Origin of the sequence: Catellatospora sichuanensis (assembly GCF_007483665.1) — a bacterium.
GTDB lineage: Bacteria > Actinomycetota > Actinomycetes > Mycobacteriales > Micromonosporaceae > Catellatospora > Catellatospora sichuanensis.
The window spans coordinates 78,814-96,686 of sequence record NZ_VIQO01000046.1 but is presented as its reverse complement, the minus strand read 5'-3'; the positions used below and the strand labels follow the sequence as shown (position 1 = coordinate 96,686).

At 69.5% G+C, this 17,873-nt stretch carries 21 protein-coding genes and 1 pseudogene; 14 read left to right on the top strand and 8 right to left on the bottom strand.

The window, feature by feature from the left end:
* Nucleotides 1–849 (bottom strand): annotated as a pseudogene (locus tag FLL47_RS40115) (hypothetical protein); the annotation flags it as partial.
* 374 nt (nucleotides 850–1,223) lie between these two features.
* Here FLL47_RS40115 and FLL47_RS40110 point away from each other — a divergent pair.
* On the top strand, nucleotides 1,224–2,585 hold the full coding sequence (locus FLL47_RS40110; protein ID WP_246159302.1) for a DUF4303 domain-containing protein: 1,362 nt from the start codon (nucleotides 1,224–1,226) through the stop codon (nucleotides 2,583–2,585).
* Between the two features lie 208 nt (nucleotides 2,586–2,793).
* On the opposite strand, the gene FLL47_RS40105 is transcribed toward FLL47_RS40110, so the two are convergent.
* Nucleotides 2,794–3,126 (bottom strand): YciI family protein, encoded by a 333-nt coding sequence (locus tag FLL47_RS40105; RefSeq protein WP_144127915.1) that lies wholly within the window; start codon nucleotides 3,124–3,126, stop codon nucleotides 2,794–2,796.
* Between the two features lie 283 nt (nucleotides 3,127–3,409).
* Here FLL47_RS40105 and FLL47_RS44930 point away from each other — a divergent pair, with 283 nt between their 5' ends.
* The 5 genes from FLL47_RS44930 (at nucleotide 3,410) to FLL47_RS40085 (ending at nucleotide 5,834) form a co-directional block, all read left to right on the top strand.
* Complete coding sequence (locus tag FLL47_RS44930) at nucleotides 3,410–3,544, top strand: hypothetical protein (protein ID WP_281286789.1); 135 nt, start codon at nucleotides 3,410–3,412, stop codon at nucleotides 3,542–3,544.
* A gap of 326 nt (nucleotides 3,545–3,870) precedes the next feature.
* Nucleotides 3,871–4,092, top strand: coding sequence for a hypothetical protein (locus tag FLL47_RS40100; protein WP_144127914.1), 222 nt, complete (start codon nucleotides 3,871–3,873; stop codon nucleotides 4,090–4,092).
* A gap of 253 nt (nucleotides 4,093–4,345) precedes the next feature.
* Nucleotides 4,346–4,774 (top strand): hypothetical protein, encoded by a 429-nt coding sequence (locus FLL47_RS40095; RefSeq protein WP_144127913.1) that lies wholly within the window; start codon nucleotides 4,346–4,348, stop codon nucleotides 4,772–4,774.
* 210 nt (nucleotides 4,775–4,984) lie between these two features.
* A complete protein-coding gene (locus FLL47_RS40090; protein ID WP_144127912.1) occupies nucleotides 4,985–5,188 on the top strand; it encodes a hypothetical protein in 204 nt (67 codons plus the stop codon).
* Nucleotides 5,189–5,456: 268 nt separating this feature from the next.
* On the top strand, nucleotides 5,457–5,834 hold the full coding sequence (locus FLL47_RS40085) for a VOC family protein (RefSeq protein ID WP_246159301.1): 378 nt from the start codon (nucleotides 5,457–5,459) through the stop codon (nucleotides 5,832–5,834).
* Between the two features lie 21 nt (nucleotides 5,835–5,855).
* Here FLL47_RS40085 and FLL47_RS44925 read toward each other — a convergent pair whose 3' ends face one another.
* On the bottom strand, nucleotides 5,856–5,984 hold the full coding sequence (locus FLL47_RS44925) for a hypothetical protein (protein ID WP_281286788.1): 129 nt from the start codon (nucleotides 5,982–5,984) through the stop codon (nucleotides 5,856–5,858).
* 203 nt (nucleotides 5,985–6,187) lie between these two features.
* Here FLL47_RS44925 and FLL47_RS40080 point away from each other — a divergent pair, with 203 nt between their 5' ends.
* Both FLL47_RS40080 and FLL47_RS40075 read left to right on the top strand, forming a co-directional pair.
* A complete protein-coding gene (locus FLL47_RS40080; RefSeq protein ID WP_144127911.1) occupies nucleotides 6,188–6,499 on the top strand; it encodes a hypothetical protein in 312 nt (103 codons plus the stop codon).
* A 106-nt stretch (nucleotides 6,500–6,605) separates the two neighbouring features.
* Nucleotides 6,606–7,352, top strand: a complete 747-nt coding sequence (locus tag FLL47_RS40075) for a dienelactone hydrolase family protein (protein WP_144127910.1) — start codon at nucleotides 6,606–6,608, stop codon at nucleotides 7,350–7,352.
* A gap of 284 nt (nucleotides 7,353–7,636) precedes the next feature.
* Here FLL47_RS40075 and FLL47_RS40070 read toward each other — a convergent pair whose 3' ends face one another.
* From FLL47_RS40070 to FLL47_RS40060, 3 genes are read right to left on the bottom strand one after another with little or no spacing between them, the layout of a single operon-like run.
* Nucleotides 7,637–8,209, bottom strand: a complete 573-nt coding sequence (locus FLL47_RS40070) for a GerMN domain-containing protein (protein WP_144127909.1) — start codon at nucleotides 8,207–8,209, stop codon at nucleotides 7,637–7,639.
* Nucleotides 8,206–9,564, bottom strand: coding sequence for a HAMP domain-containing sensor histidine kinase (locus FLL47_RS40065; RefSeq protein ID WP_144127908.1), 1,359 nt, complete (start codon nucleotides 9,562–9,564; stop codon nucleotides 8,206–8,208). Before FLL47_RS40065 ends, FLL47_RS40070 begins: the two co-directional genes overlap by 4 nt.
* Entirely contained in the window at nucleotides 9,561–10,238 is a 678-nt protein-coding gene (locus tag FLL47_RS40060) for a response regulator transcription factor (protein WP_144127907.1), read from the bottom strand. The genes FLL47_RS40065 and FLL47_RS40060 overlap by 4 nt, the downstream gene beginning before the upstream one ends.
* A gap of 217 nt (nucleotides 10,239–10,455) precedes the next feature.
* Here FLL47_RS40060 and FLL47_RS40055 point away from each other — a divergent pair, with 217 nt between their 5' ends.
* On the top strand, nucleotides 10,456–10,881 hold the full coding sequence (locus FLL47_RS40055; RefSeq protein ID WP_186316207.1) for an STAS domain-containing protein: 426 nt from the start codon (nucleotides 10,456–10,458) through the stop codon (nucleotides 10,879–10,881).
* 119 nt (nucleotides 10,882–11,000) lie between these two features.
* Here FLL47_RS40055 and FLL47_RS44920 read toward each other — a convergent pair whose 3' ends face one another.
* The gene (locus FLL47_RS44920; RefSeq protein ID WP_281286787.1) at nucleotides 11,001–11,129 is read right to left on the bottom strand and encodes a hypothetical protein; all 129 of its coding nucleotides are present in this window, start codon (nucleotides 11,127–11,129) and stop codon (nucleotides 11,001–11,003) included.
* 91 nt (nucleotides 11,130–11,220) lie between these two features.
* On the opposite strand from FLL47_RS44920, the gene FLL47_RS40050 reads away from it, so the two are divergent.
* Genes FLL47_RS40050 through FLL47_RS40035 form a run of 4 tightly spaced genes read left to right on the top strand, consistent with a single transcriptional unit; the run spans nucleotide 11,221 to nucleotide 14,391 of the window.
* Nucleotides 11,221–11,592 (top strand): STAS domain-containing protein, encoded by a 372-nt coding sequence (locus tag FLL47_RS40050; protein WP_186316206.1) that lies wholly within the window; start codon nucleotides 11,221–11,223, stop codon nucleotides 11,590–11,592.
* Nucleotides 11,589–12,977: a trehalose-6-phosphate synthase gene (locus FLL47_RS40045; RefSeq protein ID WP_144127904.1), complete on the top strand. Its 1,389-nt coding sequence runs from the start codon at nucleotides 11,589–11,591 to the stop codon at nucleotides 12,975–12,977. The genes FLL47_RS40050 and FLL47_RS40045 overlap by 4 nt, the downstream gene beginning before the upstream one ends.
* On the top strand, nucleotides 12,974–13,972 hold the full coding sequence (locus tag FLL47_RS40040; RefSeq protein ID WP_144127903.1) for an ADP-ribosylglycohydrolase family protein: 999 nt from the start codon (nucleotides 12,974–12,976) through the stop codon (nucleotides 13,970–13,972). The genes FLL47_RS40045 and FLL47_RS40040 overlap by 4 nt, the downstream gene beginning before the upstream one ends.
* A complete protein-coding gene (locus FLL47_RS40035) occupies nucleotides 13,969–14,391 on the top strand; it encodes an STAS domain-containing protein (protein ID WP_144127902.1) in 423 nt (140 codons plus the stop codon). The genes FLL47_RS40040 and FLL47_RS40035 overlap by 4 nt, the downstream gene beginning before the upstream one ends.
* A 431-nt stretch (nucleotides 14,392–14,822) precedes the next feature.
* Here FLL47_RS40035 and FLL47_RS40030 read toward each other — a convergent pair whose 3' ends face one another.
* Nucleotides 14,823–16,907: a hypothetical protein gene (locus FLL47_RS40030; RefSeq protein WP_144127901.1), complete on the bottom strand. Its 2,085-nt coding sequence runs from the start codon at nucleotides 16,905–16,907 to the stop codon at nucleotides 14,823–14,825.
* 167 nt (nucleotides 16,908–17,074) lie between these two features.
* Between FLL47_RS40030 and FLL47_RS40025 the strand changes: the two genes are divergently transcribed.
* Nucleotides 17,075–17,623 (top strand): hypothetical protein, encoded by a 549-nt coding sequence (locus FLL47_RS40025; protein ID WP_144127900.1) that lies wholly within the window; start codon nucleotides 17,075–17,077, stop codon nucleotides 17,621–17,623.
* Nucleotides 17,624–17,873 lie beyond the last annotated feature (250 nt).

Sequence of the window (17,873 nt, the reverse complement as noted above, 5' to 3'; positions counted from 1 at the left end):
GTGGGTGCTGAACGCGGTCGCGTTCGTGTAACCCTTGTACGCGTTGTACTCAGTCAACGACGCCGGGATCTCGTTCGCCACGAAGCCCATGACCACCTTGGCGGTCACGGTCGCGCCCGCCGCGATGGTGACAGACCGGTTGAGGCCGCCGCTGCTGACGGTGAAGCTGTCACCGGACAGCCGCGGGTAGAGCGTGGTGAGGTTGTTGTACGCGTTGACCTGGCCGGTCAGCTCGTTCCCGCTGCCGGAGGTCGCGAACGGCGAGGTGGCCCGCAGCTGCAGCGTCGTGGAGCTGCTGCCGCCGTTGGTGATCGACAGGTTCGTCACCGCGACGTTGTTGTCGGTGATGAACTTCGTCTGATTGATCGTGACCGAACCGCTGGTGTGCACACTCTTCCAGTGGCTGGGCGCCTGCCAGCGCGAACCCACCTGCTCGGTGAACGTACCGGGGGTCACCGCGACCGTGTAGGCGTTGCCGTTGTTGATGCTCTCCCAGTACGCGGCCTGCCCGGCGAAACCGAGCGTGCCCGGAGTGTGCGTCTTCATGTACAGCGCACGGCCACGCGACATCAGCCAGGTACCGGCCGGATCGTTGCCAGGACGGGCCAGCAACCGGTCCATCCAGAAATCGGTACCACCCGACTCCGCGTTGTAGATCGACTGCATCATGTTGCCGCTGGTGTAACCGACCGGCGCAGCAGGGATCGCCGGACCGCTGAACGTGGGGAAGCCGATGGTCTGCGCCGCCATCGCCGGACTGTTCGCCTGAACGGCGATCACGCCGGTGGCCAGTACTGCGGACAGGCCGAGTGCCAGGCTTCTGCGCTTGCCGCGCACGAGTTGTGACATGGGTATTCACCTCCACGTGAGGGACGGTTGTGAATATTCGCGGTGACAGGGTCGTGCCTGGAGCTGCGAGGGAGCGGCGGGCAACCGCTCCGTGGTTCAAGCCATCGATATGGACTTCCGGACCGGTCCGGCGTACCAGCCACTCTGGATGCCGAAAACCTTTTCGACAAGATGGCCAAAGCATTTCGTTGGATCGATGGCGTAACAGGCACTATCTGCTACATGCGCATGCCAGGCTGTGAAAGCACCACACGCCATGACCGAAAACTTTTCGGCCGTGCCTCACGCCATGGCGGGTTGCCTACTCCACCGCGACCACCAAGCTGGGCTGTATGCTCGGCGCCTCGTTCCCTGGGTTGGGTGGTGTTGGTCCGGTGACGTTCGACTGGGCGGCGTTTGAGCGCGAACTGGAGGCCGGGCTCGTGGCCACCGTCAAGGCCGCGATCGCCGTTGAGCCGGACCAGCGGTGGTACGCCGCCGCCATGGCCGAGATCTACGCGGAGGAGGACGGCGTCATCTGCTTGCCGCTGCTCGGTGTGAACAGCGAAGAAGCCCTGGCGGAGTCCGACGGTGACGTGCGGTGGCACCCGCCCGACTGGCCGACATTCGGTGACCTGTGGCTTCCCGAGGACCGGTGGGCGCACTGGCAGCAAGCACTCACGGCGCAGGCATGCCGGGGCACGCCTGAAGAGTGGACGTCAACGTATGAGTTGTTCCTGTCAGCGCTCGTCCGCGTTGCCAAGCGGTCGGCACGGACTCTGCGCGCCCGCGGCATCACCGACCGCCGGTTCGTCGTCGTCCTCGTCGACCAGGAGCGTTACGAGGCCATGATCGAGCGCTGCCTCACCAAGCAGGAGTTGCGCCGGCACTTCCCCGAGTTCGACGGGGAGGCTGTCGAGCGCACTCGCGTCGCGGCCCTGCCCGAGCCTCAGCGGCTCGCGATATATGTATCGAAATTGGATGCATATTCGGACCCCGTCGGTGGCGACTACGCCGTGCAGGCGCTTCGCGCCGCCGGTCCAGCGGCCTTCCAGGTGTTGACTGTGCAGCTGTCCGGCTCGTGTCGGGCCTGGCAGGCCGCGAAGCTGTTGGCCGAGATCGGCGGCGCCGACGACCGGGTCGTCGCCGCGCTCGACGCCGCACTGACCCAGCACGCCGGCCCCGACCAGTCATGGATCGCGAGTGCCCTGACTCGGCTCGGCCGGCCCGACCTCGTGGAGGCCAAGCTCGATTGGTTGCCGGAGGATACCGTCGCGGCGGCGATGACGGCGCCGTACAACGGGTTCCGCGACGACGCCGTCGACCCGCTGCCGCTGGACTACCGTCCGCTTGAGCGCTTCCTCGCACGCCACCCGACGTACGAGCCGGCGTTGGTGGCCTACCGGCGCGTGGGGACCACTTCGTGCCGGATCCGCCCGTACGAGGTCGACGAGGCGATCCGTGGACTGGCATCGCCGTATGCCCTCGTCCGCCACCACGCTGTCGACGTGCTCGGCAACCGGCGCCTCGGCCCACGGCTCGGCAAGCGTGTACTGCCCGCTCTCGCCGACGTCATGGCGCGAGACCTGGTCCCGTCGGTCCGCCGAGCAGCCGTGTACTCGCTGCTGTGGTGGAAGAAGGACTCCCGTCAGTACGTGGACGCCGTCGCCCGCGCGCTCGACGATCCGGACGCGGGCGTCCGCGAGGCCGCGGCCTACTGGATCGCGCAGCAGAACCTCGCCGCCGGGAATCCGTAGCCGGTGCCCCGGACACCAACCGCGGCCACTCGGCAGATCCAGGAGAAGCTCGCCGAGACGTCGGGCACCCCCAGCCTGTTCTACACGGGCCTCGACGATGTCGCACAGGTGCTCGGCGTTTCGGTCGCGGTCACCGCATTCGGCCCGACCTGGGCAGACCAGATGCAGCGATCCACGCGGTTGTCATCGGCGACGGCGGAGCGGCGACCTACGCCGACTCGTGCAGCGGCCACACCTCGACGACTCCGTGCGCGACCGCGCAGGGAGTCGCGGACACGGCTTCGATCGCCTCGTCCATCGAGGCCGCCTCGATGAGGGCGAACCCGGCCACCGGCAGTGCAGCCGACATGAACGGACCTTTCTCGACGACCACGCCGGTGGCATCATGATTTCTCACCTGTACAGGCGCACCGGCGATCCCTGACTCGGCACCAGCCTCCCGCAGCCGCACATCATGGGCATGCGCCCGATCGCGCAGCTCAGCGGCGGTACGGTCGTATCCGGCCTGGTCGCCGTATCCGATGGTCAAGAACTTCGCCATGACGGGGTCCTTCCGCGGCAGGGGGTCACCGAGCCGGACCGGCCGGTGACACCTACCAACTCACCGATCGGGCGGGCGATGAAACCTACGAAGTACCCCCGCGGGTGGCCCGGCGCAGGACTTCCGTAAGTCGCCAGGCGGTGGGTCGGGCCGCGCGACCTCGGCTGCGGATACATCGACTTCGAGGCGTGACCGCGCCGGCACCCTGAGCCCTGCCGTGTGCCGGTGAATGAAAGTGGCGCGTCGTGGGTACGTCTGCCGTTGCAAGATCGAGGAGGCCGCGATGAGCCAGACGCCCGAGGAGCCGGAAATCGTCCGTGAGGATGACGAGGCCGAGGTTCACGAACAGCGGGGACGTACTCCGCACCCCATCGAACCCGCGGAAGGGCCCGACGATCCGGAGTACACCGGCGGTTGAGGACGCCGACGCCCTTGCGTACAGGGCACGACAGCCGACTCGGACATTGCGCTCTGATCTGCTTAAACTAAGCGAAAATGGTCGCTCCGAGGGGTCACCCGTGCGGCCTGTCGTGCCGCTACGCCTGGGTTCGGCGGACGGACCTGCGACAAGCGGATCGAGTCCCTTGCCGACCGTCTGCAACAGGAAAGTCCAGACGACATCACGTCTCGCCGTGCCAACGGGTCCAGCAGACCGGGGCCGCGAGATCGGCCCAATGTCGAAAGTGAAAGGATTCGGGGCGCACGTTCGGCACCACGCCGGACCACGACCCCGAAGGAGTGGCCATGCCGGTTTCCGCTGACCTCGCCAAGCTGCTGGACAAGGACTACCAGGACAAGAGCCTTGAAGAGCTCGCCAACGCGCCCGTCGCCGCGCTCGCCGGTGTGAGCGAGCGCGCCGCCGAGCACCTCAAGGACGCCCTGGGCATCAAGACGATCGGCGAGCTGGGTCGCAGCCCGTACTTCCGCGCGGCGCGGGCAATCGCCGACCTGGCCGACGCAAAGTAGTTCGGTTTCGCAGGGCCGGCTGCTGAATCAGCCGGCCCCGCGGCCCGATCCGTCGCCCCCACGGCGGGCGACGGATCGGCCGGGCGGCGGCCAGCGCGCGGTCGTCGCCGTCGGCGGCGGGCGGGTACTGGACCGCAAGGATGCTCTCGTTCGCCTTGAACACCAGCTCACCGCCGGGAACATGCTGATGTCGTTGACGTAGGTGCCATCGGCCAGGCAAACCGAGGCCGGACGACGATGGCACAATCTGTGGGTGCTGCACATGGTGACGATCGCCGGCCTGGCCCACAGCGACTACGGGTGGCGGGTGCTTCCCGCGGTGAAGCTACGCGACCTGGCCTACCCCGCGGGCTGCCGCGTCTCCATGCGCGGAGACATCCTGCAGGTGCGCCGACCCGACGGGTCCGTGCTGACCGGAACGGTCGGGATGTGGGGCGTCGACGCATGGCAGGACGCCGACGGCAACCTCGTGATCTCATCCGATCCCGCCGACCCGGAGGTGTCGGTGACGGTCGCCGACCTCGCCGAGTCCGATCTGGTGCCGGGCTCCGAAGTCTGGATCGAGACCTACCGGATGCGGGACGACCCGGCCGATGAGACCGCAGACCGATCGCCTGCACGCACCCTCGGGCCTGCGGCCCGCCGGCCGGACCGGCCCGGGAGCGGCGCTCCGACCACATGATGGCTGCGTCCTGACTGCCCGTCGCGCGTCGCGGGCAGCTCGCGAGCGGTCGGTCGCCTATGGAGTGAGACGGATCCTGGCCCCTATGATCAGCCGACGACAATCCGGGGAGCAGACTTGAAACGAATCCTGGCAACCGCCGCTGCCATGCTGGTAGCCGTCACGACTGGGGCCGCTGTCGCGGCGCCGGCACATGCTGACGTTCTCTGCATGACGAAGGAGAATGCCCCGTTCTACGCCTCGATCGACGGCTACGGCGGGACTGGCTACCTCTTCACGCTCAGTCCAGGCCGTGGTTTCCGTGCCGACGGCGCGGGTTACAACGACGTTTACGGCCGCAACTGGCTCCGTGGCCACGGCGCGGAGCACCCCAATCGGACGGGTTGGGTGCTCCACAACCACACCACCTGCTGATCATCACGGTCGGTGAGCTTGGTGCAGCCGCGGCGGTCGCTACCCTGCGCCAAGCTCCCGGTCACGTCTTCCTGCCAACCTGGCCCGAAATGGTCGCTTTTCGAGATCTACGACACCAGGGTGCCCCGGACGTGTACGGCGGCGAGTTCCACTCGGGCGACCACCGCTTTGACGGTGCGATGCAGGAGTCGACGTTCGCCCGGCTCGGCGAGTGGGCGGTCGACAGGGCCAGCACGTCACTGCGGAATCCGGACGAGCCTTTACCCAAATGGTCGATATCCTGGCCGGCATGGCCATCGCTCGCTTGCCCCTCATCGCTATCGACTGCCCCGATCCCGGTGCGCTCGCCGAGTTCTACGGCGCGATGCTGGATTGGAAAATCGACGTCTCCGCCGACCGGGCTTCGGTCTGCCCCGAGGACGGCCAGTGCATCGCCTTCCATCGAGTGGCCGACTACACGCCTCCGACGTGGCCGACCCAGGAGCGACCCAAGCACATGCACCTCGACATGCTCGTCGACGACCTCGACGCCGCCGAGAAGGCAGTGATCGATCTCGGTGCGACCAAACACCCGGAACAGCCCGGTACGTCATACCGGGTCTTCCTGGACCCTGCAGGTCACCCCTTCTGCCTTTGTCTGGAATGATCCCTGAGTATGCCAGCGGCGTTACCGCAGGTCCGGCAGCCGGTCGTCGGGCTGCGGTGGGCGGCGGTCGTCAAGCCAGAAGCTCAGGTCGGCAGAGGATGCCACCGCTGGAGTCGGATCCCAGTAACCGATGGCGTCTTCCAGCATCATCGAAGACCCTCCCCGGCGGCACGCGCTCCGCTGCCGTGCCAGCTGTCGGTCATCGCCCCCGGTATGCCACGCTCACCGCTATGCCTGCGACAAGTCCCTGCCACAGCGACCGGGACACAACCAGGCTATCCGCGAACCAGGCGAGATCCAAAGCATTGACGTGACGTCCGCAGTACCAGACCGATGTTGCCTTTGATCATCGCTTGCAGTTCAGCACCTCGGCAGGTCACGCGTGCGTCACGCACCTCCACGCCGTCGAGCAGTACCAGCCGGGCAGACGGACCGGTGACCTGGATACCGTCGGATCCGAGACGGATCGGGGTGATGAGGTCACAGTCAGCGCCGTAGCCCCCGATCAGGACCGCCTGCTCGCCATCAACGAGAACGCCGGTGGCCCCGACATCGGGCGATACTCCATGATCGAGCATCTCGTCACCGCAGACGCTCACCAGGTGATGCGCGTTGTAGACAAACGCGCCCGGCGGCTTCCCTGCGCACGCCCGAATCGACGCTGACCTGGGTATCGAGGCGATCGCAACCGGCGCCGGGCCTCGTCGTCTCCGGCCCGGCCGCCCGGCAATTGACTCGCCGCGTCAGCGGGAATGCCGATGTAATCCTGCGATGCGCATCACCTCAGAAACCGTCGCAGACGGCATCCGCGAACAGCACTTCACCATCGGGGACATCCCCGGGGTGCTCTGGACGCCCGCCGAGGGCTCCGGTCCCCGTCCGCTGGTCTTGATCGGACACGGCGGCGGCCAGCACAAGAAGGGATGGGAGGTCGTCTCCCGTGCCTTCCCCTACGTCACCTCCTGCGGCTTCGCGGTCGCCGCGATCGACGCGCCGGGCACCGGTGACAGGCCGGAGCACCCGGAGATCCGGCGGCTCGTCGCGCTCATCCAGGAACGAGAGGCTGCGGGTGAGCCCTTCGGCCCGGCGTGGCGTGCCCTCAACGAGACCGTGGCGGCGCAGCTCATACCCGACTGGCAGACCACCCTGGATGCACTGCAGAAACTGGACTACGTCGGCGAAACCCAGCCCGTCGGGTACTACGGCCTGTCCCATGGGGGTGAGATGGGCATACGCCTCGTCGCGGCCGAACCTCGGATCACGGCTGCGGTCCTCGGCCTCATCGGAAGCGACTGGCTCATCGACACCGCAGCGCGGATCACGATCCCGGTCGAGTTCGTGCTGCAGTGGGACGATGAAGGCAATCCACGGGACTCCGTCATGAAGCTGTTCGACGCACTCGGCTCCGCCGAGAAGACCCTGCACGCCAACCCCGGCAGCCACTTCCGAGTCCCGTCCTTCGAAATCGACAGCTCGATCCGGTTCTTCGCCCGGCACCTTGATATCCCACGGCGCTAGCTGTCTAGCGACGGTGGCGAGTTGGGCGTGGTGTCGATCCCACCATGGCATCTCGGTGGGCAGACGCGGATCAGACAGCGTGCGCGGGAGGTATTCCTCGTCGAGGTGGTGATCAGCTTTCGCAGCGTTGTCGCAGCTGTCGCCGGGAGTACGTCGTGTTTTCGGATGGTGGCTTGCCTGCACCCGCCGACCGCGGTGTCCGTTGCGACAGCGTGGGTATGGCGGGGTCGGACGCCGCGCAACGCGGCATCTTGGCGACAAGCCTGTGCCCGCCGGCACCGCTGTCAGGACGTGATGAGGTTGATGTAGTCGGCGCAGGTCAGGGGGTCTTCGGTGAGGGAGCCGTTGCCGCGGGGCACACCGACGCGGGCGCCCTGGCGGGTGAACACGACCTGGTTGATGTCGGGCCTGCTGGACAGGGTGCACACCAGCTGCCCGAAAGCCAGGACGTCGTCGCTGCGGCCAGTGCCTTCCAACGCGGTGGACAGCTCGACGGTAGCCGACCCTGCGGCGTCGGTCGCTGAGTTGATCGCGGTCGTACCGGCCAGCGCGCTGCTCAGATCGGTGTCCTGTTCGGCGGGTGTAGGTCCGGCCAACAGATGGGCGAGTAGCTGCTGAGCGTCGGGTTGGGTGGGCACCCGGCGTTGCACCGCGACGAGGTGTCCGTCGCGCAGCAGGTAGAGCTTTTCCGTGACGGGGCCGGAGGCCTCGGCGGCCGGCGTCGGTGCGGCTGGGGTGGCTGTGCCAGTGTGCTCGATCTCGCGGGCGGTTTCCTCGGTGGGCACGCCGCAGCCTGCCGCGAGGCCTGCCAGCAGCACGGCCGTGAGGGTGGCCGCGGCGGCGCGGGCGAGGTTCATGAACGCTCCGGGGGTAGTTCGATGCGGAAGCGGGCGCCGCCGCCGGGCCGGTCGAGGACCTGCACGCTGCCTTCGTGGGCGGTGACGTGCTGGACGACCAGGGCCAGGCCGAGACCGGTGCCGTCGTTGTCGCCGCGGGCGCCGGCCGAACGCCCCCGCACGAACCGGTCGAAAATCGCCTCACGGTCGGCGGCGCTGACCCCGGGGCCTTCGTCATCGACCTCGAGGATCCTGGCGGCTGGCTGCGTGGCCAGGCGCACGGCGACCACGCCGCCGCCGTGAGCCTGGGCGTTGTCGATCAGGTTGGCCAGGACCTGTTCGATGCGTCGCCGGTCGACGCGCCACACCGGGCCGGTGTCGACGTCGGCGGTGACCAGGGAGGTCGGCAGGCCGCGGTGGCGGCACACCTGCCGGGCAAGGGCCCCGACGTCGACGGGGGCGGTGTCGGCGGGTTGATCGCTGCGGGCCAACTCCAGCAGGTCGGTGACGAGTTCCTGGAAACGCTGTACCTCCTCGACCACCAGCCCCGCCGCGGTGGCGGACCGCTCATCGAACTTCTCACGGCGCCGCTCCAGGACGCTCGCGGCCGCGGCGAGGGTCTGCAGCGGCGAGCGGAGCTCGTGGCTGACGTCGGCGGCGAAGCGCCGGTCGCGTTCCATCCGGGCGGACAGCTGGTCGACCATGTGGTTGAACGAGGTCGCCAGGCGGGCCAGGTCGGGTTCGGTGGCCGGATCGAGGCGGGCGCCGAGGCGGCCGCCGGCGATGTCGCGGGCGGCATCGGCGACCGTGTTCAGCGGTCGCATGACCCGGCGGCTGGCGTACACGCCCAGCAGGGCCCCAGCGCCGGCGGTGGTCGCCGCGACGAGTGTCAGGACGAGGGCGAGGACTTTGAGATTGCCGTCGAGCTCGCTCATATAGTCGATCTCGTACAGGGCCGTGGATTCACCGATCGGGATGCCGAAGACCATGGCGGGGCGTCCCGCGATGCGTACCCGCTGTACGGCCGGTTTGCCTTGCTCGACGAGGCTGATGACGCTTTTGGGGAGGCTGTCGGTGAGAGTCTTGTCCACGACGGTGCGGGAGTAGAAGTCGCCGTCGCGCCAGATGAGCGCACGGCGGTTGGCACCGGTGTCCAGCGAGCGCAGCACGGGTAGGACCTCGGGGTTGTCGGTGTCCAGGCCGGCGCGCACGATACCGGCGTCGAACAGCGCCGCCCGCCTGGCGGTGCGTTCGCGTTCGTCGAGCAGGAACCGTTCGGTCAGCTGGTAGGACAGCAGCGCCATCGCCGCTGATACCAGTAGGGCTCCGACGGCGAACCCGGCGGTGACCCTGGCCCGTAGCCCTGGACGTCTCATCGGGGCATCTTGTAGCCGAGGCCGCGTACGGTCACCAGCCGCTGCGGGTTGGCAGGGTCGTCTTCGATCTTCTGGCGCAGCCGGCCGACGTGCACGTCGACGAGGCGTTCGTCGCCGAAGTCGTACTCCCAGACCCGCTCGAGCAGCTGCTGGCGGGACAGCACCTGCCCGGCGTGCCCGGCCAGTTCGCACAGCAGCCGGAACTCGGTGCGGGTCAGTGCCAACGGCTGTCCGTGCAGCAGTACCTCCCCGGCCTGGGCACGCACTTTCAGGTCCCCGAGGTCCTGGTGCCCCGCCGGCGTGGCCGGTCCGGTGCGTGCCCGGCGACGCAACGCGCGCAGCCGCGCCGACAGTTCCTTCACCGCGACCGGTTTGACCAGGTAGTCGTCGGCACCTGCTTCAAGGGCCGCGACGATGTCGTGGGTGTCCTCGCGGGCACTGACGACCACGATCGGCACATCGTCGTCGCGGCGAAGCTCGCGAATGCACTGGAACCCGTCGATGCCGGGCAGCATCAGGTCGACCAGCACGGTGTCGGCGGGTTCGCGACGCTGGCGCAGCAGCCCTTCCTCCGCCGTCGCGGCGGTATACACCGCGTAGCCCTCGTCTTCCAGCGCCAGCGACAGCGACAGCCTGATCCGGTCGTCGTCTTCGATCACCAATACCGCAACCACCCGCGGAATACTGCCCCCGCGCAGGCGGGCGCGATAGGGCTGAGCAGCCGATCCGGCGATTTGTCACACAACTGTCACGGGTTCGCGGAACTTCCGCCACACCCGGCATCAATCGTCTGGTGCACCCGATACAAGGAGGTGCCGCGGTGGGGCGAACCGGCGCGATGACGACCTGCCCGACATCTGGACGACCGGCTCCAGGATGCCGGTGCGGCAGGTGAGCAGAACGTTGCGGATGCGGCTGTACTCCGGCCCGATCGGGTTGTACCTGATCGCCGAGGGCGCCCTGGACACCACTAGCGTGCACCAGCTGACCCGGGCCGTGGACCTGGCGATGAACCGGCTGAACCCAGCCCGGTTCACCATCGACGTCGGCGGCCTGGACTTCATCGACGTCGCCGGGGTCGCCACGCTGATCGCCTGCCGCCGTGACGCCGACGCCCGCGGCGTCACCTTGCGGGTGGTGCAGGCCTCTGCGCAGGTCAGAGCCACTGTCGACGCGTGCGAAGCGGCCGACCTGCTGGCCTGCGCTGACGGTGACCGGCTGCCGAGCGCCGGCCCACGTCGGCACCGCAGTCACCGACCAGGGCCGGGCTGCCTGCGCCCGACACGCCGGTCCCGCCGCAACCAGCCCAGCCGCTGACGCCACCGCCGGGAGAACTTTTCATGGCCGACCTGCTGCAACTGCGGCTGTACGCCACACCAGCCGGCACATGCCTGGGAGCACGCGGACGCCTGGACGCCACGACCTGCCGGCGGCTGTCAGCCGCCGTGGAGATCCTGCTCGAACACCTCGCCGTCGACCGCGTCCTCGTCGACCTGCACGACCTGACAGCCGTCGATGCCACAGGCGTCACCACCCTGGTCCTGATGCGCGTACGCGGGGACCATCGACCTCCGGTTGTCACACAACTGTCATGGGTTTGCGTAGTAAACGCCGTACCCGCTGGCAAGGGTGAGATCACCAGCGAGGAGGTGGCAGGTGGACGAGGTGAGCCGGGCGTCGCAGACGACGCAGGTCGTGCCGTTGGTCGAGGTGCAGGTACGCGGCGACCTCGACGCGAGTTCCGCGCCGGGCGTCAACGACGTCCTCGAGGAGGCCTTGGCTCTGCACCCGCGGCGGCTGGTCATCGACCTGGCCGATTGCGAGATCATCGACGCGGCGGGGATCCTGCTGCTGCTGGACACGCACCGCCGCGCCATGCGAGACGGTGGGATCGTCGCGCTGCGGTCGCCGTCGGCGCGGGCGCGCCGCAACCTGAAACTGGCCAAGGTCGACCGGGTGCTTCAGGTCATCTCCGCCGACGGCGACCTGACGCTCGGTGATTTTCCGCGCCCGCAGGTGGCCCCGTGATCCGCACCCACCGGCATCGGCTGGTCATAGCAGCTGATCGGATCCCACCCAGCGATGCCGATGACGGGCACGGCCATGTCGATGCCGCGCTGGCGGCGTTGCGGCCGTTCGCCGCGACGCAGGCGGCGACCTGGGTGGCTGCCGAACCTGGTGACCCGCAGCAGGCGTCTGCCGCCGCACACGCCGCGGCGCTGCTTCGCTCACTGGGCCACGGCCGGCAAGGCTGCTTCCCCGACGGCTGGTTCGACACCTATCTCGCCGCCAACCAGCAGGTGGCGACGGCCGTCGCCGACACGGCGGTCGATTCCGGGACGCTGTGGGTGCACGGTCACCAGTTGCAACTGCTGCCCGGCATCATGCGGCAGTTGCGCCCGGACCTGTCCAGCGTGATGCAGCTGCACACGACGTTCCCTCCGGCGGAGTCGCTGGTGCGGCTGCCCGAGCACCGGGCGCTGCTGTCAGGCCTGCTCGGCGCCGACGTCATCGCGCTACCTCACCGGCGGGCTGCCGACAATCTGCTCGACCTGGCCGGACGGGTGAACGGGCTGCCCGTGCGCGACGGCCAGATCGCCGTCGGGAGTCGGCGCGTACGAGTGATGGCCTACCCGTTGCCGGCCGACACGGCGGGAATCGGACGGCTCGCCCGTTCGGCGCTGGTGCGTGCTCGGGCGCGAGAGATCCGGGATGCGTTGCGGGTGGCAGGGCCGGTGCTGCTGTCGGTCGCGGACTGGGACCCAGGCGAGGCCGTCGAGCAGCGCCTCAACGCCTTCGAGCGGTTCCTTGCCGAGCACCACCCGGCCCCGGCGACCGTGGCCCTGCTGCACGTGGCCTGCGGCGAGCCGCAGACCGCTGCCGAAGCTGAGATCCGTGAGCGGGTCGACCGGCTCATCGCGAAGATCAACGGTACGTACGCCGACGTCGGCCAGCCTCTCGTGCACTACCTGCGTGCCACTCCTGATCGGCGGGAGCTGGCCGCCCTGTACCTGGCCTGCGACGGGCTGCTGGCCACACCCGCGAACCACGGCACGGCCGCGCACGCCCACGAGTTCATCGCCGCACACGGCCGCGCGCCGATGGTGGTCAGCGAGCTGACATGCGACAGCGGCGAACTGCCGGGAGCGGTCGTGGTCAACCCCCATGACACCGCCGCATTCGCCGCCGCCATCGCGCGCGTCGCCGGGGTCAGCGAGCCGGTGCCCGAAGCCCAGACCGCGGCCGCCGCACCGGCGCCGGGGGCGTGGGCGCGGCGACTGCTCGCCGTCGTGCACGCCAGAGCCGCCGCCGTCCCGCCGCGCCCTCGCCGGCAGGCATCCGTACCCGGGCACACGCGTCCGGCCGGGCACCCGGCACCACACGAACACGCAAGGAAGATCGACGCACAGTGACATACCCGCTCGACCAGCAGCAGCTGCGACGACGTGCACACGGCTGCCTGCTGGTAGCCGCTTGCGCCGACCTGATGGCCGCACCGCTGCACGGCCGCACCACACCTGATCCGGCACAGGTGGACACGATCCTGCGCGCCGCACCGAGCGTGCTTCAACCCAGCCCCGCCGCGCTACAGATGATCGTGCTCGCCGAGCATCTGGGCGCGCACGGCGGCCGGGTCAACGACGACAGCCTCGCCGCGGACCTGGCCAAGGAATGGCCCGCCGACCGCACGGACCTGGCCGGCACCGCCACCGCCCGGGTCCTGACCGTCATCGCGGGCGGCATCCGCTGGTGGCAGACCGCTCCGAGCGTCCATCACGGGCAGGGCAGCTACGGCAGCGTCGCCGCCGTGCGGGCGTGCGCGGCAGGCCTCGTCCCCGGCAACGGAGCCGCCGCAGCCGCCGCCCTGGGCCGCCGGTCGGCCGGCGTCACCCACACGCACCTGCTGGCCCGAGACGGAGCCGCGGCGTCGGCGGCAGCGGTCGCGCTCGCCGCCCAGACTCAGCCCTTCGCACCGGCGGACAAGTACCGGTTCCTGTCTGCGGTCGCGGCGCAGATGCGCACCACGGAGTTCCGGGCGGCGCTGCGCACCGTGCAGACGCTGGTCCGGCACCGCAGCGCGCCCGCCGAGACCGCCGCGACCCTCGGCGTGGACCGGACCGCGCTGCGCAGCGTGCCTGCGGCGCTGACCGCGTTTCTGCGCCATCCCGACGAGCCCGCAGCCGCGATCCGGTACGCGCTGATGATGGGCGGGCAGACCCAGACCACCGCGACGATCGTCGGCGCGATCAGCGGCGCCCGCAACCCCGAGCACACCCTGGCCATGCCGTGGCGGCCCGACGTCATGCGGCTGCTGCGCATCCGTGCGGCAGCCGCCACCCTGTCGGCCACTGCCGCCGGCCGCAGCGGGCGCCGCGGCGGCGAACAACACCCGGAACAGGCGCGATGACCGACGATCTGGCGCTGCGCCTGGGCGGCGAACAGCGGACGCTGAACGTTTCCGCGGTCGGCTCGCTGCACGCCGACAACGCTCACCGGCTGCCCAAGGCCGTGCTCGGGCTGCTGCGCCAGTACGCCCCCGCCGTGGTCCGGTTGGACCTGAGCGCGGTCACGCGCATCGACATCGTCGGTGTCGTCGCCATCGTCCTGTGCGAACGGCAGGCAGCCAGGCACCGGGCCGCATTCACCATCACCGGGCACTCCCCCGCCGCGGCAAAGGCGCTGCGCGCGCACGGCGCAGGCCACCTGCTACCCGTCCCGCGGACACGGCACGCCATGCCGCTGCGGCCACCACGTACCGGCACCGTGTGCCGCACCCCGGCGCACCCACCACGGCCCACCGGCCCGCACCCAGCAGACAGGCAATGATCGCCGCCCTGCACCTGCGGCTGCAGGACGCCGCACCCGGCCTGCGGCTGACCGCCCGTGGCCGCCGGGGTCGCCGCGCTGATCCGCAGCCGCATCGAAGCCGACCAACCACGGGCAGGAAGAGCACATGGGCTATAGCTGCAGCGTTCTGTCTGGCTGGACTCGCGCTTCTCGTAATGCTCGTGGTGCGGAATCAGCCACAGCCCGTGGATCAGGACCCGTGCGCTCTCCCAACGGCCGAGCGGCGCGGCGGCTGGACGTGTCCACTCTGACGGCGTTCTAGCCGCCTGACCTGCGTGCGAAGCATGTGCCGGTGCCGTACAAGGACTGCTTGAGGCACCACCCGCCGCGCATCGTGGCACCCTCGCGCACGTCGGCGTACCACCACGCCGCGCCGCCGGCGTTCCCCTCAGCCGAGAAGGAAATTCGACTCACCAGGTGACGACGACCGCACGGATACCTTGCTCATCATTGAATACGATCAGCACCCGGCCATCGACCGCGACGGTCATCGCCAAGGCGTTGAACTGGTTGTCGATCTGCCACAACGGTGTACGTTGCGGCTGGTCGCAGCCGGTGACCGGGCACCGCCACAGCATCAGCTGCTGTCCATTGCTCGGCGAGCCTGCGACGTCGATCCGAAGCGACAGACCCGCGATGGGCGGTGCCTCCTCCATGGTGAGCGCGTAGACACCGGTGCCGGTCGCGGCGAGTGTGCCGGCCGTCACCGGCTTGCCAGACGTCCGCAGGCCGACGTGTCGAAATGCGTTTCCCGTGCCGTAGGCCAGTTCACCGTCCAGCAGCGAGGCCGCGCCGGAACGGGGATCGTCGAGCCAGGTCATCGGGCCACGCCCGAACCCGGCCAGCTCAACCTGGTGCAGAGTCGGCCGGTCGCACCGTGGCGAGTCGCAGGTGCCGATCCAGCCGACGCCGCCCGCGCCGTCTCGGACCAGAACTGTCGGCACGTCGCGCTCGTCGACGCGTACCTGCAGCACGGCGTCACGCTGCCGGAACCGCAGACCAGTGGCATCTCCGCTGTCGAGCCTGGCCAGCAGGTCCAGCTCCAGGGTGCCGAAGTCGGTCAGGTGCCGGTCGGTGCAATGCACCGTGTTGCACCGGGTCAGCGTGATCCGGGTGCGATGCTGTTGCGGCTTCTGCGAGTCGGCGCTCGCGTCGAGCACGTGGGCGCTGGCGACGACGACGGATCCGTCGCGGCCGGGCATGGCCGCCAGGTGCGGCTGGCCGTCCGTGCCGCCGGTGTGCCACTTGGTGACGCCCTGCTCGCACACGCCCGGCTGCCAGCACAGCTCCATCCGGACGGCGTCGTTGCCGTCGGTGCGTACCAGGTCGTCTCCGCCGCGGCCGTGCACCGCGGCCATGGCGACGGCCCTGTCCGGGCCGATGCCGGCGAGGTTGTGCGGGCTCGTGCCACCGACGTTGCGGTCGTGGAAGTCGGTGTGCTCGCAGGCGTCGTCGCGGCACCAGTGCACGGTGCTGCTGGTGACGATGACCGGGTGTGAGCCGGCCGGCCAGGCCACCGCTTCGACGTCCCAGCCGTAGTTGACGTCCTGAGCCGTCACGGTGGGCCCGCCACGGCCGGTTGCGGCCAGACCCCCGGCCAGCAGCGCCGGTACAGCGACGAGTGCGGCCGCGGCGATGCCCCGAGCGCGGCTGCCCACGGGCCTGTCCCGGCCATCCCTCATGACGGCCAGGTCGGCGTCGACCTTGGCGAGGTCTGCCAGGGTGCCAGAACCTGGATGGCGTTGCAGGTAGACCACCGCGAGGGTGGCGGCCTGCAGTGCCACAGCCACGACCGTTGCGCAGTCCTCGACGAGGTGGGCGACGATCGCCACACCGAGCGGCAGGGTGCCCGGTACCGGATAGGCATCGTGGGTGATCGCCCACACCAGCCGTGGTGCCAGACCCACCAGCAGCGGCAGGCCCGCGGTGCCCAGCAGCACCGAGACGTTGGCGGCCAGGCGCTGCCTGGCCACGGTCGCGACACCGCCAGCGTGAAGCACAGCCTGCGGGATCAGCAGTGCCGACCTGCACACCAGCCCGATCAGCAGCACCAGCGGGACGATCGCGATCAGCGGGCCAGGGCCGCGCGCGGCGCAGCCCACGATCACCGCCGCGCCGAGCAGAACGACGACCACGATCATGAGAACCGCGAGAACCATGGTGAGCATCGAACGAGCAGCCCTGCTCAGCGCCGCACGCCACGTCACCGCGCTGCCGCGCAGCGCGGCAGCCGACACCACCACACCTGCGCCGACAGCCAGACACCAGGCGACGGCCAGCAACGCGGTCGTCCAGCCTGCTTGACCGCCCGCCAGCCGGCTGGTGATCGGCTCCTCCGCCACCGCGTACCGCACCGCCAGCGCAGGCACCAGCGTCGGCACGAGCACCGCCAGCAGGTCCCGCCAGCGCGTGATGACCAGCGCGATGACGACCCCGGTGGTGGCGACGGGACCACGGGCTTTCAGCAGCTCCTGGTCAGGCGACGGGCTCAGCATCGCCGCAGGGTACGTCACCGGCTCCAACTGCGCGGGACGCGCCGTCGCCCAAGGCTGTCACCGCCGGTGGCAAGCGGGCAACGCCACCGGCACCGGCTCCGTACGATCACCGCGTAGCGCCCCTCACCAGACCAGACACTCGTACCCGGCGGATCGCGCAGCTTGCCATGTCCGCAGTGGTCGTGGCGTTGTTCGTCGTGGTGTGGTCGGCACCGCCCGGTGAGCCATCCGTGCCCCTGTCGATGGAACCACGCTGCTCCGACACCAGCCCTTGTCTCCCGTCGCCCCTGCTGCCGATTGCCCTCGGCGCCCTGCTGACGATGCTTTTCGTCAATTGGCTCAGCCCGTGGACGGGTGCGTTGGCCGGCACCGTATTCGTCGGTGGCACGGTTGCCGACACGGTAGTCAGCGATCTGCCGCCGCCTGACAGCGACGACATCGCCGTGATGGTGGTGTTCCTGGCCGCCGTGTGGCTGCTCGCCGGGCTCGCCGAACGTCAGCGCGGCGGCAGTGTCGACCTCGTCCGCAATCGGACAGGTGCCGTGCCCGCGCCCAGCGGGCCACGCGCGACGGACGGCCGGTTCCGGACATGGTGCCTGGTCGGGGCAGCCGCGCTGGTCGGCATCGGGATCTGGCAGCAGATCGCCGCCGAGATCCGGCAGGCAAAGGCGGAGGTCGTCGCGGCTGTGGTCCAGTTCTGGCCACGTCATCTCTGACCATCGACCGAGGCCATCTTGCCGAAGCGAGACAAGCTGTACCGGCATGCTCTCCGTCGGATCCCGACCCCCCCGCCTCGTGACAGGTGGCACCCGGTGGGGGTGGGGGAAACTACACCCCCACTCGGCAGGCAGCGTCATACCGGGCCGTACGCGGCGCGCCTAACTTGAGCATTGCCGCACGAAAGGTGTCCCCACACCGGGCGGCGGGATGAAATCCATCCAGTTCGTACGCACCGACGCCGGCTGG

Excerpts from the sequence above, each read along its gene's own strand:
- FLL47_RS40105 (WP_144127915.1), bottom strand. The coding sequence starts at position 3,126 with ATGGCGAAGTTCTTGACCATCGGATACGGCGACCAGGCCGGATACGAC.
- FLL47_RS44930 (WP_281286789.1), top strand. The coding sequence starts at position 3,410 with ATGAGCCAGACGCCCGAGGAGCCGGAAATCGTCCGTGAGGATGACGAG.
- FLL47_RS40100 (WP_144127914.1), top strand. The coding sequence starts at position 3,871 with ATGCCGGTTTCCGCTGACCTCGCCAAGCTGCTGGACAAGGACTACCAG.
- FLL47_RS40090 (WP_144127912.1), top strand. The coding sequence starts at position 4,985 with ATGACGAAGGAGAATGCCCCGTTCTACGCCTCGATCGACGGCTACGGC.
- FLL47_RS40085 (WP_246159301.1), top strand. The coding sequence starts at position 5,457 with ATGGTCGATATCCTGGCCGGCATGGCCATCGCTCGCTTGCCCCTCATC.
- FLL47_RS44925 (WP_281286788.1), bottom strand. The coding sequence starts at position 5,984 with ATGATGCTGGAAGACGCCATCGGTTACTGGGATCCGACTCCAGCGGTG.
- FLL47_RS40075 (WP_144127910.1), top strand. The coding sequence starts at position 6,606 with ATGCGCATCACCTCAGAAACCGTCGCAGACGGCATCCGCGAACAGCAC.
- FLL47_RS40070 (WP_144127909.1), bottom strand. The coding sequence starts at position 8,209 with ATGAACCTCGCCCGCGCCGCCGCGGCCACCCTCACGGCCGTGCTGCTG.
- FLL47_RS40065 (WP_144127908.1), bottom strand. The coding sequence starts at position 9,564 with ATGAGACGTCCAGGGCTACGGGCCAGGGTCACCGCCGGGTTCGCCGTC.
- FLL47_RS44920 (WP_281286787.1), bottom strand. The coding sequence starts at position 11,129 with ATGGTCCCCGCGTACGCGCATCAGGACCAGGGTGGTGACGCCTGTGGC.
- FLL47_RS40035 (WP_144127902.1), top strand. The coding sequence starts at position 13,969 with ATGACCGACGATCTGGCGCTGCGCCTGGGCGGCGAACAGCGGACGCTG.
- FLL47_RS40030 (WP_144127901.1), bottom strand. The coding sequence starts at position 16,907 with ATGCTGAGCCCGTCGCCTGACCAGGAGCTGCTGAAAGCCCGTGGTCCC.
- FLL47_RS40025 (WP_144127900.1), top strand. The coding sequence starts at position 17,075 with ATGTCCGCAGTGGTCGTGGCGTTGTTCGTCGTGGTGTGGTCGGCACCG.